Annotated in this window: 14 protein-coding genes; 11 read left to right on the top strand and 3 right to left on the bottom strand. The window is 72.0% G+C overall.

Features of this window, described 5'->3' with window-relative positions; translation table 11 throughout:
- Window positions 1-57: 57 nt before the first annotated feature.
- Both GL263_RS09815 and GL263_RS09810 read left to right on the top strand, forming a co-directional pair.
- A complete protein-coding gene (locus GL263_RS09815) occupies window positions 58-1,047 on the top strand; it encodes a sporulation protein (RefSeq protein WP_182855215.1) in 990 nt (329 codons plus the stop codon).
- Between the two features lie 158 nt (window positions 1,048-1,205).
- Window positions 1,206-1,634, top strand: a complete 429-nt coding sequence (locus tag GL263_RS09810) for a hypothetical protein (RefSeq protein WP_228456343.1) — start codon at window positions 1,206-1,208, stop codon at window positions 1,632-1,634.
- A 548-nt stretch (window positions 1,635-2,182) separates the two neighbouring features.
- On the opposite strand, the gene GL263_RS09805 is transcribed toward GL263_RS09810, so the two are convergent.
- A complete protein-coding gene (locus tag GL263_RS09805; protein WP_182855214.1) occupies window positions 2,183-3,544 on the bottom strand; it encodes an SAM-dependent methyltransferase in 1,362 nt (453 codons plus the stop codon).
- A 513-nt stretch (window positions 3,545-4,057) separates the two neighbouring features.
- Between GL263_RS09805 and GL263_RS09800 the strand changes: the two genes are divergently transcribed.
- Together GL263_RS09800 and GL263_RS09795 are read left to right on the top strand one after the other, a co-directional pair.
- Window positions 4,058-4,330 (top strand): hypothetical protein, encoded by a 273-nt coding sequence (locus GL263_RS09800; protein ID WP_182855213.1) that lies wholly within the window; start codon window positions 4,058-4,060, stop codon window positions 4,328-4,330.
- Window positions 4,331-4,448: 118 nt separating this feature from the next.
- Window positions 4,449-5,663 carry a PP2C family protein-serine/threonine phosphatase gene (locus GL263_RS09795; protein ID WP_182855212.1) on the top strand — a complete coding sequence of 405 codons (1,215 nt, stop codon included), beginning with the start codon at window positions 4,449-4,451 and terminating at the stop codon, window positions 5,661-5,663.
- Window positions 5,664-5,706: 43 nt separating this feature from the next.
- Here GL263_RS09795 and GL263_RS09790 read toward each other — a convergent pair whose 3' ends face one another.
- A complete protein-coding gene (locus GL263_RS09790; protein ID WP_182855211.1) occupies window positions 5,707-6,189 on the bottom strand; it encodes a DUF5994 family protein in 483 nt (160 codons plus the stop codon).
- 282 nt (window positions 6,190-6,471) lie between these two features.
- On the opposite strand from GL263_RS09790, the gene GL263_RS09785 reads away from it, so the two are divergent.
- From GL263_RS09785 to GL263_RS28830, 3 genes are all read left to right on the top strand, one after another.
- Window positions 6,472-6,915, top strand: coding sequence for a MerR family transcriptional regulator (locus tag GL263_RS09785; RefSeq protein WP_182855210.1), 444 nt, complete (start codon window positions 6,472-6,474; stop codon window positions 6,913-6,915).
- Window positions 6,912-8,558, top strand: a complete 1,647-nt coding sequence (locus GL263_RS09780; RefSeq protein WP_182855209.1) for a peptide chain release factor 3 — start codon at window positions 6,912-6,914, stop codon at window positions 8,556-8,558. The genes GL263_RS09785 and GL263_RS09780 overlap by 4 nt, the downstream gene beginning before the upstream one ends.
- Before the next feature lie 236 nt (window positions 8,559-8,794).
- A complete protein-coding gene (locus tag GL263_RS28830) occupies window positions 8,795-8,917 on the top strand; it encodes a hypothetical protein (RefSeq protein WP_267132757.1) in 123 nt (40 codons plus the stop codon).
- An 81-nt stretch (window positions 8,918-8,998) separates the two neighbouring features.
- Here the strand turns inward: GL263_RS28830 and GL263_RS09775 are convergent, their stop codons facing one another.
- On the bottom strand, window positions 8,999-9,409 hold the full coding sequence (locus GL263_RS09775; protein ID WP_182855208.1) for a MerR family transcriptional regulator: 411 nt from the start codon (window positions 9,407-9,409) through the stop codon (window positions 8,999-9,001).
- Between the two features lie 364 nt (window positions 9,410-9,773).
- Here GL263_RS09775 and GL263_RS09770 point away from each other — a divergent pair, with 364 nt between their 5' ends.
- From GL263_RS09770 to GL263_RS09750, 4 genes are all read left to right on the top strand, one after another.
- Window positions 9,774-11,276 carry a SulP family inorganic anion transporter gene (locus GL263_RS09770; RefSeq protein WP_182855207.1) on the top strand — a complete coding sequence of 501 codons (1,503 nt, stop codon included), beginning with the start codon at window positions 9,774-9,776 and terminating at the stop codon, window positions 11,274-11,276.
- 121 nt (window positions 11,277-11,397) lie between these two features.
- Entirely contained in the window at window positions 11,398-12,105 is a 708-nt protein-coding gene (locus GL263_RS28310) for an MFS transporter (RefSeq protein WP_228456341.1), read from the top strand.
- Window positions 12,102-12,536 carry a PIN domain-containing protein gene (locus tag GL263_RS09760; protein ID WP_182855206.1) on the top strand — a complete coding sequence of 145 codons (435 nt, stop codon included), beginning with the start codon at window positions 12,102-12,104 and terminating at the stop codon, window positions 12,534-12,536. The genes GL263_RS28310 and GL263_RS09760 overlap by 4 nt, the downstream gene beginning before the upstream one ends.
- 689 nt (window positions 12,537-13,225) lie before the next feature.
- On the top strand, window positions 13,226-14,420 hold a 1,195-nt coding region (locus GL263_RS09750), incomplete at its 3' end, for a DUF418 domain-containing protein (protein WP_323379326.1).

Below are 14,420 nucleotides of genomic sequence, written 5' to 3'. Positions count from 1 at the left end.
GTCCCGTCCCATCCCGCCCGGGGAGCAACCCGTCTCGACGAAGGAGTGAACACCACGATGGTGCTCAGGCGACTGCTCGGATCGATCGGTATCGGCGGCCCCTCGGTGGACACGGTCCTCCAGCCCGAAGCGGCCCGCCCCGGCGACACCCTCTCCGGCGAGATCCATCTCACCGGCGGCGGCGCCGACTTCGAGATCGAGCACCTCACCCTCGAACTCGTCGCCCGCGTGGAGGCGGAGCACGAGCAGGGGGAGTCGGAAGGCATGGTCGCCTTCGAGAGGTTCACGGTCGCCGGCGGCTTCCGCCTCGCCCGCGAGGAGCGGCGCACCGTCCCCTTCAGCGTGACCCTGCCCCACGAGACACCGCTCACCCAGGTGCACGGTCAGGACATCGGCGTCGTACTCGGCGTACGCACCGAACTCGGGATCGCAGGCGCCAGGGACAAGGGCGACATGGACCCGCTGACGGTCCGCCCGCTGCCCGCCCAGGAGGCGATCCTGACCGCGTTCGGCCGGCTCGGCTTCGGCTTCCGGTCGGCCGACCTGGAGTACGGCCACGTCGGCGGCACCCGCCAACAGCTCCCGTTCTACCAGGAGATCGAGCTGACCCCGCCGCCGCGCCGCGCACACCAGGTGGACGAGGTCGAGGTCACCTTCCTGGCCCGCCCCGACGGCATGGAGGTCGTCCTGGAGGCCGGCGGGCACAGCGGCCTCACCTCCGCCGGCCACGACGCGCTCAACCGCTTCGACATCAGCCACGCCCAGGTGCCGACCACCGACTGGGACCTGGAAGTCGACTCCTGGCTCGGTCAGCTGATCGACCGCCGATCCGCGGTCGGTGGCTACGGCGGGTACGTCGACGGCGCCCCCTACGCCCACAAGGACGACGGCCCCGGCGACCACCGCTCGGGCCCCGGTGTGGGCACGGCCATCGCCGCCGGCGCCGCCGGACTCGCGGTCGGCGTCGCGGGCGGCCTGGTCGCGGCGGAGGTCGTCGACGAGGTGGGCGACTTCCTCGAAGGCGACGACGAGGAAGACGACGCCTGAGCCCCGCCTCCTGGAGCACCGTGCGCGACGCGCCCCGTCGGGACGGTCATCGGCGGTCAACAGGGGGTGCTCCGTCGAGGCGGCCGTCCGTCCCGCGGTAGAGGCGACAGGAGGCGCTGGTGGCCGTGTCCGGGGCGGCGAACGGGTCTCGCCCGTCGATGAGGAGCGTCGGTGACGGCCGCGCTGAGGCGTTGTCCGAGGTCCGCGCCGCGTTGGCGGAGCGGCCGGACGCCGGAAGGCACCACCGGGTTGAGGGAGTCGGCACCCGGGGTGTGGGCGCCCTGTACACGGAGGACTTCCGTCGCGCCCTGGACCGTACGGGCTGCCCCGACGCCCGTACGGTCGCCGCCTACCACGGGGCGATCATCGAGCACCCGCATGCCTTCGACCTGGACGATCACCACCGCTTCCACACCGGCGAACCGGCACTCGTCTACGGCAACACCGCCGGCATGCTCGGCGCCCCCCGCTACGCGGCCCACTTCACCGTCACCGGCGACAAGGACCGGCACGTCGGCCTGTGCCCGTGCGACCCCACGGAGGCGGCGACCGCGGCGGGACCCGCCGACCCGCCGGGCTGCTGCTGACCCGACGTTCCTCAGGGGACGGAGGCGTCCGCCCGGGATGGTGCCGGACGGACGCCTACGGCTGGTACGAAATCCGGCTGTTGAGCGGCGAGGCGGCCGACGACCCGGTCGTCTCCATCGGAACCCACTGGCAGGACGCCCTCACCCCCTGGCTCAGCGACCTCGGCCAGGCCCCGGTCCTCGCGACGATCGCCCTCCTCCTTGCGGCCATCTGGACGGCACGCACCCACCGCCGCCGCCGAGCAGCACGCCCGACACCCGACTCCGACAGAAGCAGCCGACCACCGACCGCACCCCGTTCCCCGCCCGATGACGGCGGACCGCTCCCGCCCGCCGTCGAGTCACGAATCCGGTGCCGCGCGGGCGTCGGCGCGGCACCGACCCCGCGCCGACCCCACGCGCAGGGCACAGGATCCCGCCGGGTTCCGTGCCCGACGCGTGCCCGTGGGCACGGTCGTTCACGGGCGACACCCTCGGCTGGCGCGGCCGCGTCCGCGTACTCACGATGATGCCGTCGAGCGTGTTCACCTGCCGGTTCGCCCTCGTCCTCAGGGCGAGGGCGAACCGGACTCCGGTGAGTCATCGGCCGAAGCCCGGGGACGCAGGAGTTCGTCGCGGGTGGACGGCATCCCCGAGACTCCGTTCGCGGGGGTGCGGACCGCGAGGATCTGGTTGACGCCGATCTGGTTCTGTTCGAAGGCGAGGGCTGAGGCGGCCATGTAGAGGCGCCAGACCCGGGCGCGACCCGCGGTGGTGAGCGTGACGGCTTCCTCCCACCGCTCCTGCAGATTGCCCACCCAGGCACGCAGGGTGAGCCCGTAGTGCTCCCGCAGTGCCTCGACGTCGCGGACTTCGAACCCGGCTTCCTCGAGCAGCGTGGTGGTGGTGCCGACGGTCGCCAGTTCGCCGTCCGGGAAGACGTAGCGGTCGATGAACTCGTTGACGCGGTAGCCGTCCTCGTCCTTCATCGGGCGACGGGCGATCTGGTGGTTGAGAAGGCGGCCACCGGGCCTGAGGAGTCGGTGCAGCACGTCCGCGTACGTGCGGTACTGCCCGGTCCCGACATGCTCGGCCATCCCGACGGAGGAGATGGCGTCGAAGGGCCCGTCCTCGATCTCGCGGTAGTCCTGGACGCGGATGTCCGCCCGGTCGGTGAGGCCGGCGTCGGCGATGCGCTTGCGGGCCAGGGCGGCCTGCTCCTCGGAGATCGTGACGCCCACGGCTTCGACTCCGTGGTGCCGGACGGCGTGCAGGACCATCGAACCCCAGCCGCAGCCGACATCGAGCAGTCGTTGGCCGGGGCGGAGGCCGAGCTTGCGGCAGACCAGGTCGAGTTTGGCCCGCTGGGCGTCCTCCAGACCGGCTTCCGGGTGCTCCCAGTAGGCACACGAGTAGACCATCGAGGGGCCGAGGACCAGGGAGTAGAAGTCGTTGCCGACGTCGTAGTGGTGGCTGATCGCGGCTCTGTCCCGCCGCAGGCTGTGCAGGGGACCGCGGCGGTGGGGGACCTCTTCCCGGGGTGGCGCCGGTGGCGCCGCGGGCCCGGCCAGCGCGACGACCTCGCCGGCGGCCCGCAGGTTGCCGGGATCGCGGAGCGCGGCGAGCGCGCGGAACGCGGCGGGGCGCCGCCCGCCCGGGCGCTCGCGGTGCCACAGGTGGCGGGAGAGCCTGCTCAGCGCCTCGTAGAGGTCGCCCTCCACGTCGATCTCACCGGCCACCCAGGCTCGGGCCAGACCCAGCTCTCCCGGCTTCCACATCAGGCGGTGCAGGGCGCGGCGGTCGCGGACGACCAGGACCGGGCCATGGTCGGGACCGGCCTCGCTGCCGTCCCAGGCACGCAGGCGCAGGGGGAACGGTCCGTCCAGCATCTGCCGTGCCAGGACCGTCAGCCGTTCGGCCGTGTTTGTCATGTTCGGAACCTTCTGGAAGCGAGTGGGCGGTTTTGCGGAGAATCCTGGCACCGGTGACCGTGGTCCGGGATGACCCACGCCCGCGCGTGGCCGGGCCGGCCCGCCCCGGGTGTGTGATCCGCCGGGGTGGGCGCCGGTTTTCGGCGGCTGGCGGCGAGTTGCCCGGCGAGCGTGTCGTGCATCTCGGCACCGCGCTTGTCGAGGCCGATGACGGTGGCCTTCCTGCCGCGGGCGGCGCACTCGGTCTCGATCGTGTCCAGCGCGGCCACCGACGAGGCGTCCCGGACGCCTCGTCGGTGAGGCGGCCCGCACCGCCGTGCGACGGCCGCGGCACGGCCGGTGAGCCGCGGCTGCCGGCGGGGCGCGCCGGTGCCTCACGCGGACGGTGTTGGCGTGCCGGGTCGTCGGGGAGCATCCTGGAAGGCACAGCGCCGTACGGCGTGCGGCGGCCCGACGGACAGGCGACTCGGAAGGCCGCCGGACGGCGCGACCGTCTCGACGAAGGACGGGGACATGGTGAGCGTCAGTGAGCGAAGGGCGTTGCGCGGACGTGTCCTGCGCGAGGTGTACGAGCGCGCCAACGGCACCTCGTCCCTCGTGGAGGCGCACCGGGTGCGGGAGGCGCTCGGTGTGGACGACCGGGACATGGGGGCGGCGTGCGAGTACCTGGTGGGAGAGGGGCTGCTGAGCAGCCAGGCCGACACGTTCGGCGCGGAGGCCACGCCCAGCCTGATCGGGTTGACGCACCGCGGTGTCGTCCACGTCGAGGAAGCGGCGGAGGGTTGAGTGTGTCGCCGCGCGCTGCGGTACGCGCCGGGGCACGGCACGGTTCCGTGCGCCGGCGGCGCTTGTGCTCGCGCCGCGTCCGCGCGGTGACGGCCGCCCTCCGGACGGGTGCGACGCGATGACGGCCGGACGAGGCGGCGAACAGCACGGGGGCGGCCCGGACCGCTCCGAGAGTTTCGGGGAGGGGCTGCTCGGCGTGCTCCTGGACCGGGCGCACGAGCTGCCGCCGCACCGTATCGGTCCGCTGGTCGTCGAGGCGCTGGCCCGGCTGGGGGTGCGCGACCCGCAGATCCTCCTGCAGGACTACGGGCAGCGGATGCTGGTGCCGCTGCCCGGCGAGGGGCTGACGGACGGCGATCCCCAGCCGATCGACCGCTCGGAGGCGGGCCGGTGCTTCCTCGACTCCCGCCCCGTCGAGCTCACGCGGCCCGACGGGGTACGCGTGCATCTGCCGCTGCTGGACGGCGGCGACCAGGTCGGGGTCCTGGCGGTCACCCTGGACGAGGTCGGCGACGACGACCGCCGTCTGCTGCGCAGGGTCGCGGGGGTGACGGCCGACCTGCTGGTGACCAAGAACGGGTACACCGACCTGTTCTTCCGCACCAGGCGCAGCGAACCCATGAGCGTCGCCGCGGAGATCCAGTGGTCGCTGCTGCCGCCGCTGGCGATGGTGATGCCGCGCGTCGCGGTGGCGGGGATCCTGGAGCCGGCCTACGACGTGGCGGGCGACAGCTTCGACTACGCCCTCGACGGGGACACCCTGCACCTGGCCATGATCGACGCGATGGGACACGGCCTGGACGCGGCCACGATGGCGACGGTGGCCATCGGCGCCTACCGGCACGCCCGCCGGATCAGCGTCGGGCTGTCCGAGATCTACCTGTTCATGGACCGTGCCGTGGCCGAGCAGTTCGGCCCCGACCACTTCGTGACGGCGCAGATGATGCGGCTGGACACCCGCACCGGCAGGCTCCAGTGGGTCAACGCGGGACACCCGGCGCCGATGCTCGTACGTGGGCATCGCGTCCGTGGCCGGCTCGACAGCGCGACGACCCTCCCCGTCGGCTTCGGCGGGGCGGAGCCGGCGGTCAGCGAGGTGGCGCTGGAGGCGGAGGACCGGGTGCTCTGTTTCACCGACGGGCTGATCGAGGAGCACAGGAACGGTCGGGAGCAGTTCGGTGAGGAGCAGCTGATCACCTGGGTCGACCGGCTGGACAGCGCGGGCATGGGCGTGCGGGCGGTGACGCGCGCTCTGTCCCACACCCTCAAGCGGGCGCGCGGCGGCCGTACCACGGACGACGCCACGCTGTTCATGGTCGAGTGGCGCGGATGACGCCGGGTGACGCCTCCGACCTTCCGCCGGTCCGGGAGCCGGGTCAGGCGCTGTGCCCGGTGCCGGTGTCGACGAGGATCTGCTCGGCGCCTGTGATGTTGTCGGCCCGCAGTGCCTGGGCGATCGCCGCCCGGGCGGCGTCCGGGTCCGCGTAGGGCGGCACGACCAGCAGCGAGAAGTGGTCCCTGTCGCCTCGTGTGACCAGCACCGTGTCGTCGCCCACGGCGAAGGAGTCGATGTGCACCACGCGGTCGTCGATGACCAGGCGGACCGGCAGCTCGTCCCAGCCGGCGGCGTCCAGACCGACGCGGGTGATCGGGCCGATGTGCGCGGTCAGGGCGCTCACCAGGGCGGGGAGCTCCGCCGCGGGGTCGCGGGAACGCGGCCACCATGCCCCGTCGAGAACGTGGTCCCGGGCTTGTGTGGTCTCCAGGCGGAGCAACGCCGTTCCGGGCTTGACCGCGTGATGGACGGCGCTCGGGAGTCGACCGGCGTCGGGAGGCGGGGGCGTGCGGGAGTCGGCCATGGTGTCGTCCGCCCGTCTGCGGGTAGCCGATGCCCCGGTGGTGGGGGCTGTACGCCTTCCACAGTACGCCGCCGCGCCCCTGGCGCGGCGGGCTGCTGTGAGGCGCCGCGACGGGTCGGGCCGCCGGCGCGGCGCCGAGCGGCGAGAGGCCTGTCGGCGCCGCGTGACGACGACGGCGGCCTGTCGGAACCGCCCTCGCTGGTTGCAGCGGTTGCCGATCTACCCTGACGTCAGGGTAGGTTCTCGCCACGGGCCGGTCTGTCGACACGACGCGGTGGAGCCATGGGTGAGCGGCTGATGCGGATCGGTGAGGTGGCCGAGCGTACGGGCCTGTCCCTGCGGACGATCCGGCACTACGAGGAGGTCGGGGTGGTGAGCCCGGCCGAGCGCAGCGAGGGCGGCTTCCGGCTGTACGGGGAGGCGGAGGTGCGCCGGCTTCGGCTGGCGCGGCGGATGCGGCCGCTGGGCTTCTGCCTGGAGGATGTGCGGGCGCTGCTGGACGTGCTGGACCGGTTGCCGCACGGCGGGGCGTTGCCCGACGACAACATGAGAGCACGTGAGGAACTGGTGGCACGGTTGCGTACGTACTGGCGGGAGGCCGACAGCCGCTGCGAGGAGCTGTGGGAACAGCTGGCGCGGGCGGAGGAGTTCGCGCGTTCGCTGCACGAGCAGCTGTCCCGGTTGGTGGCCACGGCTCCGACGGGTTCGAAGGAGGAGGCGCGATGACGTCGGAGGTCGAGCGGACGGCCGGCGAGCAGACCCGGACGGCCGGTGAGGCGGCGCGGGTGGCCGGTGAGGCGGCGCGGCGGCGGACGTTCGCGGTGATCAGCCATCCGGACGCGGGCAAGTCGACGCTGACCGAGGCGCTCGCTCTGCACGCGCGAGCGATCACCGAGGCCGGGGCGGTGCACGGCAAGGCCGGGCGGCGGGGGGTGGCGTCGGACTGGATGGAGATGGAGAAGGCCCGGGGCATCTCGGTCACGTCGGCGGTGCTGCAGTTCGCCTACCGGGGGTGCGTACTGAACCTGCTGGACACACCGGGGCACGCGGACTTCTCCGAGGACACCTACCGGGTGCTGGCCGCGGTGGACTGCGCGGTGATGCTGATCGACGCGGCGAAGGGCCTGGAGGAGCAGACCCGCAAGCTGTTCGACGTCTGCGCGCACCGGGGCATTCCGGTGATCACGTTTGTGAACAAGTGGGACCGGCCGGGCCGTGAGGCGCTGGAACTGCTCGACGAGATCGAGCGGGAGTTCGGGCTGCGGCCGACGCCGGTGACCTGGCCGGTGGGGTACGCGGGACGACTGCGCGGGCTGGTCGACGCACGGGAACCGGAGCGGATGCTGCGCTACGCCCGGACGCCGGGTGGCGCGCACGCGGCGACGGAGGAGGTCGTGCCGGGCGGGGTCGCCGCGCGCGAGGAGGGCGACGACTGGACGCAGGCGGTGGAGGAGCTCGAACTGCTGCGCGCCGACGGCGCCGAGCACGACCGGGAGGCGTTCCTGGACGGCCGGACGACCCCGGTGTTCTTCGGCGCGGCGATCACGAACATCGGGGTGCGGCCGCTGCTGGACGCCGTGGTCGACATGGCGCCGCCGCCGGGGCCGCGCGAACTCGCCGGCGGCGGTACCCGCGCGGTGGACGCGCCCTTCTCCGGGCTGGTGTTCAAGGTGCAGGCGAACATGGACCCCGCGCACCGGGACCGGATCGCGTTCGTCCGGGTGTGCTCCGGCGTCTTCGAGCGCGGCACGACGGTGACGCGGGCGGCGTCGGGCAGGCCGTTCGCCACCAAGTACGCGCACAGCGTCTTCGGTCAGGACCGCTCGATGGTGGAGACCGCCTACCCCGGTGACGTGGTCGGCCTGGTCAACGCCAGCGCGCTGCGGGTCGGCGACACGCTGCACTCCCCGGGCTCGCCGGCCGTCTTCCCGCCGATGCCGACGTTCGCGCCCGAGCACTTCATGGTGGCGCGCCCCGTGGACATCTCGCGGTCGAAGCAGTTCCGGCGCGGCATCGCGCAGCTCGACGAGGAGGGCGTGGTGCAGGTCCTGGTGTCCGAGCTGCGCGGTGAGCAGTCGCCGGTGCTGGCCGCCGTGGGGCCCATGCAGTTCGACGTCGTCGCGGCCCGGATGGCGGGTGAGTTCTCCGCGCCGGTGCGGCTGGAGGCGCTGCCGTACTCGTTGGCGCGGGCCACCGACGCCACGGGCGCGGACGGCCTCAACCGCTCCCGCCTGGTGAAGGGCGAGGCCCTCACCCGGGTACGTGACAAGACCCACCTCGCGCTCTTCCCCGACCGCTGGCAGGCGTCCAACTTCGAACGGGCCTTCCCCGACGCGCCTCTTGAGTCGCTCCTCGCCGCCCACGCGTAGCGCGGCGGGGAGAGCGCTCCGCGGGAAGAGCGCCCCGCGGGGACGGAGAACTCTCCCCTCGCGTGAAAGTGGGGAGAACTCCGGAGACGCTGCCTTCCGGGCCACGTGAGGCCCGAGCGCGGGAGGGAGACCAGAAGCCATGGCCGGTGCGCGGACGTGCCCGTCGTGCGGCGAGGCGGAGGAGTTGCGCGGCACGCCGCACGAGGGCGACATCCAGGTCACCCGCCTGTCCTGCGGTGCGGGTGGAGGCGCGGCGCGCCGCGCTGTGCGACGTGCGGCGGCCCCGGTCGATGACCCGGCACTCGCGCGGCACGCAGCTCTCGATCATCGACTGGCAGGAGGTCCCGGTCGGGTTCTGACCGGCCAGGCGGGCCGGTGGGCGGGCCGGTGGGCGGGCCTGTGGGTCGGGACAGACCGGACGAACGGCGGTCCCGCCGCCGTCAGCCGGCGTCGTCGAGCTTGCGGCGCAGGGTGGCGGCGAAGTCCTCCGCGGCCATCAGCTGGGCCCGCAGCTTCTCGCAGCGCGCGTCCGCCACCTTCTGGTAGGAGTCCAGTCGCTCCCGCAGGCGCTGCCGGTCGTCCCCGGTCGACGGGTCCTCGTCGGTGGCGGCGATCCGGTCGATGATCTCCAGCAGTTCCCGCATCTCCTCCAGCGAGAAGTCCAGCGGCTTCATCCGGCGGACCACCATCAGCCGCTCCACGTCGGCCTCCGTGTAGAGCCGGAAGCCGCCCTTGCTGCGGGCGGACGGCGTGACAAGACCCACGTCCTCGTAGTGGCGGATCGTGCGGAGCGACAGACCGGTCCTCTCGGCCACCTCGCCGATCTGCATGTGCCGCGCCTGGTCCGCCATTACCGCCTTCTCCGTCCCGTCGGTACACGTCGCGTTTCGGCCACCGAATCCCGGACGCGTGTCTGGAATCACAGCCCGGACGTGCTGTTTACCTGCATTTCACAAGCCACAAGTCGCACTCTGCCCTCACGTCAGGGTAGAGTCTTGGAGGTCGTCGCCGGTGCGGTCCCGATCGGGTCGCAGCAGAGCGGCACCCCAAGGCTTCCGGGCAATGATGCCCGAACGGCGGCCTCCCGGCCGCCCCTCCCACCGGCAGGGCCCCCGTCGTGGCCGGGCCGCCGGGGACTCCCTCGGTAACGGAGTCGAGTACGAAGCGCGTGTGCGTCCAGCGGTTGGGCGCGTGCGCCCGAACAGAAACGGTTGCATGTCCTCACCGCTCGCCGCTGCGCCCAAGCAGTCCAAGCTGTCCAAGCCTGACTGGCTCGCCTCCCCCAAGGTCTTCCGCACCGAGGTGCTGGCCGGCCTCGTGGTCGCCCTGGCCCTGATCCCCGAGGCGATCTCCTTCTCGATCATCGCCGGCGTCGACCCGGCCGTCGGCCTCTTCGCCTCCTTCACCATGGCCGTGGTGATCTCCATCGTCGGCGGCCGCAAGGCGATGATCTCCGCCGCGACCGGTGCGATGGCCCTGGTCATCGCACCGCTGAACCACGAGTACGGCCTCGGCTACCTGATCGCCGCCGTGATCCTCGGCGGTCTGATGCAGATCGCGCTCGGGGCGCTGGGCGTGGCCAAGCTGATGCGGTTCATCCCGCGCAGCGTCATGGTCGGCTTCGTGAACGCCCTGGCCATCCTGATCTTCATGGCCCAGGTGCCGGAGATGAAGAACGTCCCGTGGGTGGTCTACCCGCTGATCCTCGGCGGTCTGGCGATGATGGTCTTCTTCCCGAAGATCACCACCGTCGTCCCCGCCCCGCTGGTGTCGATCGTCGTCCTCACGGTCATCACCATCGGCGCGGCCCTCGCGGTGCCGACCGTGGGTGACAAGGGCGAACTGCCGTCGTCCCTCCCGGTGCCCGGACTGCCGGACGTTCCGTTCACCATGGACACCCTGACGACCATCGCCCCCTACGCCTTCGCGTTCGCGCTGGTCGGCCTGATGGAGTCGCTGATGACGGCCAAGTTGGTCGACGACATCACCGACACCCACTCCAACAAGACCCGTGAGTCGGTCGGCCAAGGCATCGCCAACATCGTGACCGGCTTCTTCGGCGGCATGGGCGGCTGCGCGATGATCGGCCAGACCATGATCAACGTAAAGGTGTCCGGCGCCCGGACCCGGCTGTCGACGTTCCTCGCCGGCTCCTTCCTCATGGTGCTGTGCGTCGTGTTCGGCCCGGTCGTCTCCGACATCCCGATGGCCGCGCTGGTCGCCGTCATGATCATGGTGTCGGTCGCCACCTTCGACTGGCACTCCATCCAGCCGAAGACCCTCAAGCGGCTGCCGCTGGGCGAGACCACCGTCATGGTCGTCACCGTCGCCGTGGTCGTCGCCACCCACAACCTGGCCATCGGCGTCATCGTCGGCTCCATCACCGCCATGATCATCTTCGCCAAGCGCGTCGCCCACCTGGCCGAGGTCACCGGCGTCGTCGACCCGGACGGCAACCAGGTCGTCTACGCGGTCACCGGCGAGCTGTTCTTCGCCTCCTCCAACGACCTCGTCTACCAGTTCAACTACAAGGACGACCCGGACGACGTCGTCATCGACCTCTCCGACGCCCACATCTGGGACGCCTCCTCCGTCGCGGCGCTCGACGCGATCGAGAACAAGTACACCCAGCGCGGCAAGAAGGTCACCATCATCGGCCTGAACAAGCCCAGCGCCGACATGCACGGCAAGCTCGCCGGCCAGCTCACCAACCACTGAGCACCGACGCCGCCGAGCACCGACCGCCGCTGTCCGACCACCACCGAGGTGGCCGGACAGCGGCGGTCTTCCGTCGTCCCCGGCACCTCCGGGAAGATGGCCGGCCGGTACGGCGTCCCGGGTGGTCGTTCCGAGCGCCCTCTTCGGACTCCGCGACCGGCCCTCCGACGTCGGCCAGCACGTCGACGGCGTCGCCCCGCCCGAGGACGGCACCGACCACGACAGGACCACCGGCTGGCCGCTGCGGCAGGCGGCACGGACCGGTATGTTCTGGGCCATCGCCCTCTGCATGGCGTCCAGCGCGATGCTCACCACCGGGCTCAACCTCCACCAGATCGACCTGCTCGACGGGCGCGGGCTCAGCCCGGTGGAGGCCGCCGCGAACTTCCTCCCGGAGACCGTCGCGGCCCTGCTCGCCGCCCTCGCCGCCGGCGCGCTGCTGGACCGCGCCTCGCCCCGCATCGTGCTCGTCGCCTCCATGGGCACCCTCGCGGGCGCGGTCGCCGCCGCGGGCGTGGTCCGGCCCGGCTGGACGGCCCCGGGGTGGTGGTGCACCGCCGGGCAGTTATGGCGGAGGTACCATAACCATATGGCTCTGAAGAAGACGACAGTCATGGTGGACGAAGCGGATCTGGCTCTGATCAAGGAAGCCGCCGCAAGGGAGGGCAGAACGGAATCCGAGTACTTCCGCGAGGCCTTCCACATCGCCGCCCTGCGCACCAGGCGATGGGACGAGGACTGGGAGATCCCCCGTCTCGACTTCGGGGGCCCGGTCACCGCCGAGGACATCGACGAGGCCGTGGCAGATGGTGTGGCGGACGCCCGGTGATCGTCATCGGTGACACCTCCGGCCTGGTCGCCGCCCTCAACGGCTCGGACCCCGAGCACAAGGCAGCCCGAACCGCCATGCGGCAGGCCGCCCTCACCGTGGTCTCCCCCCTGGTCATCCTGGAGATCGAGCACATCACCACACGCAACATCGACCGGCGGGCGGCCCACACGGTGAACGACTGGCTGCTGGCGCAGGAGCACACCGGTCGCGTCGCCATCCCCGACGTGTCCGCTGCCGCTCTGCGCAAGGCTCGCGGGGTGCAGAACCGCTACGCGGCCCTCCGCCTGGATCTCACGGACGCGGTGAACGTCGTCCTCGCCGAGACCTACGAGACCGAAGCCGTCCTGACACTCGACCGCCGAGACCTCAGGGCCATCACACCACTCACCGGCAACCATGCCTTCCGCCTCCTCCCCGACGACCTGTAGCACCACCCGCCACGAACGAACGGACCGCACACGTCCGAGGTGACGTCAGCCGTCATGGTGTCCGGTCCACCATCGTGCCGGGGACGACCTGGCCTTGCCTGTCATCCAGACCTCTCCGGTCTCGCGTACCACTCGCGTGCCACAAGTGACGTAGGTTCAGCCTCGCGCCTCTCGCCGGCCTGCCTCGCCTGCGCACTCTCACCGCCTTCCCCGGCACGCTCGCAGACCCCCTGGAAGTCGCCGGACTCACCGGACCGGAGTTCCTGCAACTCGGCACGTGGGAATGGCGCCTCCTCCTGGACGCCGGAGCCGTCCCTCGCGCCTTGAAAGCCGCAGCCATCAAGGTCCGGGACCAGGACCACCTACCCGTGGTGCTGATCGCCAACAAACCGCTCCTCAAGGGAGACCTTGGCCGGGTGGCCTGACCGACGGGTTGTGCGAGCCGCTGTACTCCAGATCCAGCGGAAGCTGAGGAGCGCCAGCACGAGTGGGGTGGCTTCGGTGGTGGGCGCCGCCGCCCAGCCGACGATGCAGGGGGAAGGCGGCCGCCACGCACGCGATGTGGACGGCCGCGGACCAGGTCGCGAGGTGTGTGAAGTCCGGGGCACGGGCGCGGTTCGGTGCCGGTGCGGCTGCCGCAGGTGGGCGACGGGGGTGGGGGTGGGTGCGCTCAGTGAAATGATCTACTGGTGAGTACACCAACCACCGGGCCCGAGCCCGGACTGAGCCGCGAGGCGGGCGGCCGCGCTGCCGCGCGTCCGATATCGGTCCCGCCGCGGATCCTGGAGGTGGACGCCCTTCGGGGGTTCGCGCTCGCGGGGATCCTCCTCGCGAACGTGCTGGTGATGGCCGGGCCCTTCGCTCTGGCTGGAGGACGCCCGGAGGAGACGGGCGCGGATCTCATCGCGCACTGGCTGGTCGCCGCGTTGGTGGAGACCAAGTTCTACCTGCTCTTCTCGTTCCTCTTCGGATACAGCTTCACCCTGCAGACGAGTTCGGCGGAGCGGGCCGGGGCGTCCTTCGAACGACGGATGCTGCGTCGGCTGCTCGCGCTGTTCGTCCTGGGTGTCGCGCACGCGTTGCTGCTGTACGCGGGAGACATCCTCGCGACGTACGCGGTGCTCGGCCTCGTCCTGTTCGCCGCGCGGCGGGCGTCGCCGGAGCGGGCGTGGCGTGCCGCGCTGTGGTTGTACGGGGTGGTCTCCGTGCTCCTGCTGCTTGTGGCCGCCTTGGCGGCGGCCGTGCCGGCGGGTGAGTTCGGGACGGCCGCGGAGGTGCGGGCGGAGGCGGCGGCGCTGACGGAGGCGTACCGGGGTGGCGTCGCAGAGGTGGTGGCGGCCAACGCGCGGGCGTTGCCGGATCTCCTTCTCGGTGCGCTGGTCGGGGGCGGGCACGTCGTCACCGCGTTCCTGGTGGGGTTTGTCGCGGGCAGGCGTCGGCTGTTCTCCGGTGAGGTGCCGGCGCGCCGCCTGCGGCGGAACTGCGCGATCGGTGCGGTCGTGGGTGTGCCGGGCGGCGTTCTGATGGCGCTGGGCACGGTCGGCCCGCTGTCGGACCGGTGGGAGGTGCCGGCCTCCGTGCTGGGGATGGTGACCGCGCCGGCCCTGTCCGTCGCGTACGCGAGTGGGCTGCTGTTGTGGTTCCGGACGGCACGGGGTGCCCGGGTCGCGTCCTGGCTGGCCCCCGCCGGGCGGATGGCGCTCACCAACTACCTGACGCAGTCGCTGGTGATGGCGCTGGTCTTCTACGGGTACGGGCTCGACCTCTACGGGAGGACGGGGAGTGCCGCGGCGGTGTGCGGCGCGCTTGTCCTCTATCTGACGCAGTTGTACGTCAGCGTCAGGCTGATGCGCCGCTTCCGCTACGGGCCGGTGGAGTGGGTCC

This window comes from Streptomyces durbertensis (assembly GCF_014156695.1).
GTDB lineage: Bacteria > Actinomycetota > Actinomycetes > Streptomycetales > Streptomycetaceae > Streptomyces > Streptomyces durbertensis.
Note: the sequence above shows the minus strand (reverse complement) of the source record. Positions and strands in the feature narration are given on the sequence as shown.

What these genes read in the sequence shown, in the direction of transcription:
- GL263_RS09770 (WP_182855207.1), top strand. Translation starts at nt 9,774, where the DNA reads ATGTCCTCACCGCTCGCCGCTGCGCCCAAGCAGTCCAAGCTGTCCAAG.
- GL263_RS09805 (WP_182855214.1), bottom strand. Translation starts at nt 3,544, where the DNA reads ATGACAAACACGGCCGAACGGCTGACGGTCCTGGCACGGCAGATGCTG.
- GL263_RS09780 (WP_182855209.1), top strand. Translation starts at nt 6,912, where the DNA reads ATGACGTCGGAGGTCGAGCGGACGGCCGGCGAGCAGACCCGGACGGCC.
- GL263_RS09775 (WP_182855208.1), bottom strand. Translation starts at nt 9,409, where the DNA reads ATGGCGGACCAGGCGCGGCACATGCAGATCGGCGAGGTGGCCGAGAGG.
- GL263_RS09790 (WP_182855211.1), bottom strand. Translation starts at nt 6,189, where the DNA reads ATGGCCGACTCCCGCACGCCCCCGCCTCCCGACGCCGGTCGACTCCCG.
- GL263_RS09810 (WP_228456343.1), top strand. Translation starts at nt 1,206, where the DNA reads ATGAGGAGCGTCGGTGACGGCCGCGCTGAGGCGTTGTCCGAGGTCCGC.
- GL263_RS09785 (WP_182855210.1), top strand. Translation starts at nt 6,472, where the DNA reads ATGGGTGAGCGGCTGATGCGGATCGGTGAGGTGGCCGAGCGTACGGGC.
- GL263_RS09795 (WP_182855212.1), top strand. Translation starts at nt 4,449, where the DNA reads ATGACGGCCGGACGAGGCGGCGAACAGCACGGGGGCGGCCCGGACCGC.
- GL263_RS09815 (WP_182855215.1), top strand. Translation starts at nt 58, where the DNA reads ATGGTGCTCAGGCGACTGCTCGGATCGATCGGTATCGGCGGCCCCTCG.
- GL263_RS09800 (WP_182855213.1), top strand. Translation starts at nt 4,058, where the DNA reads ATGGTGAGCGTCAGTGAGCGAAGGGCGTTGCGCGGACGTGTCCTGCGC.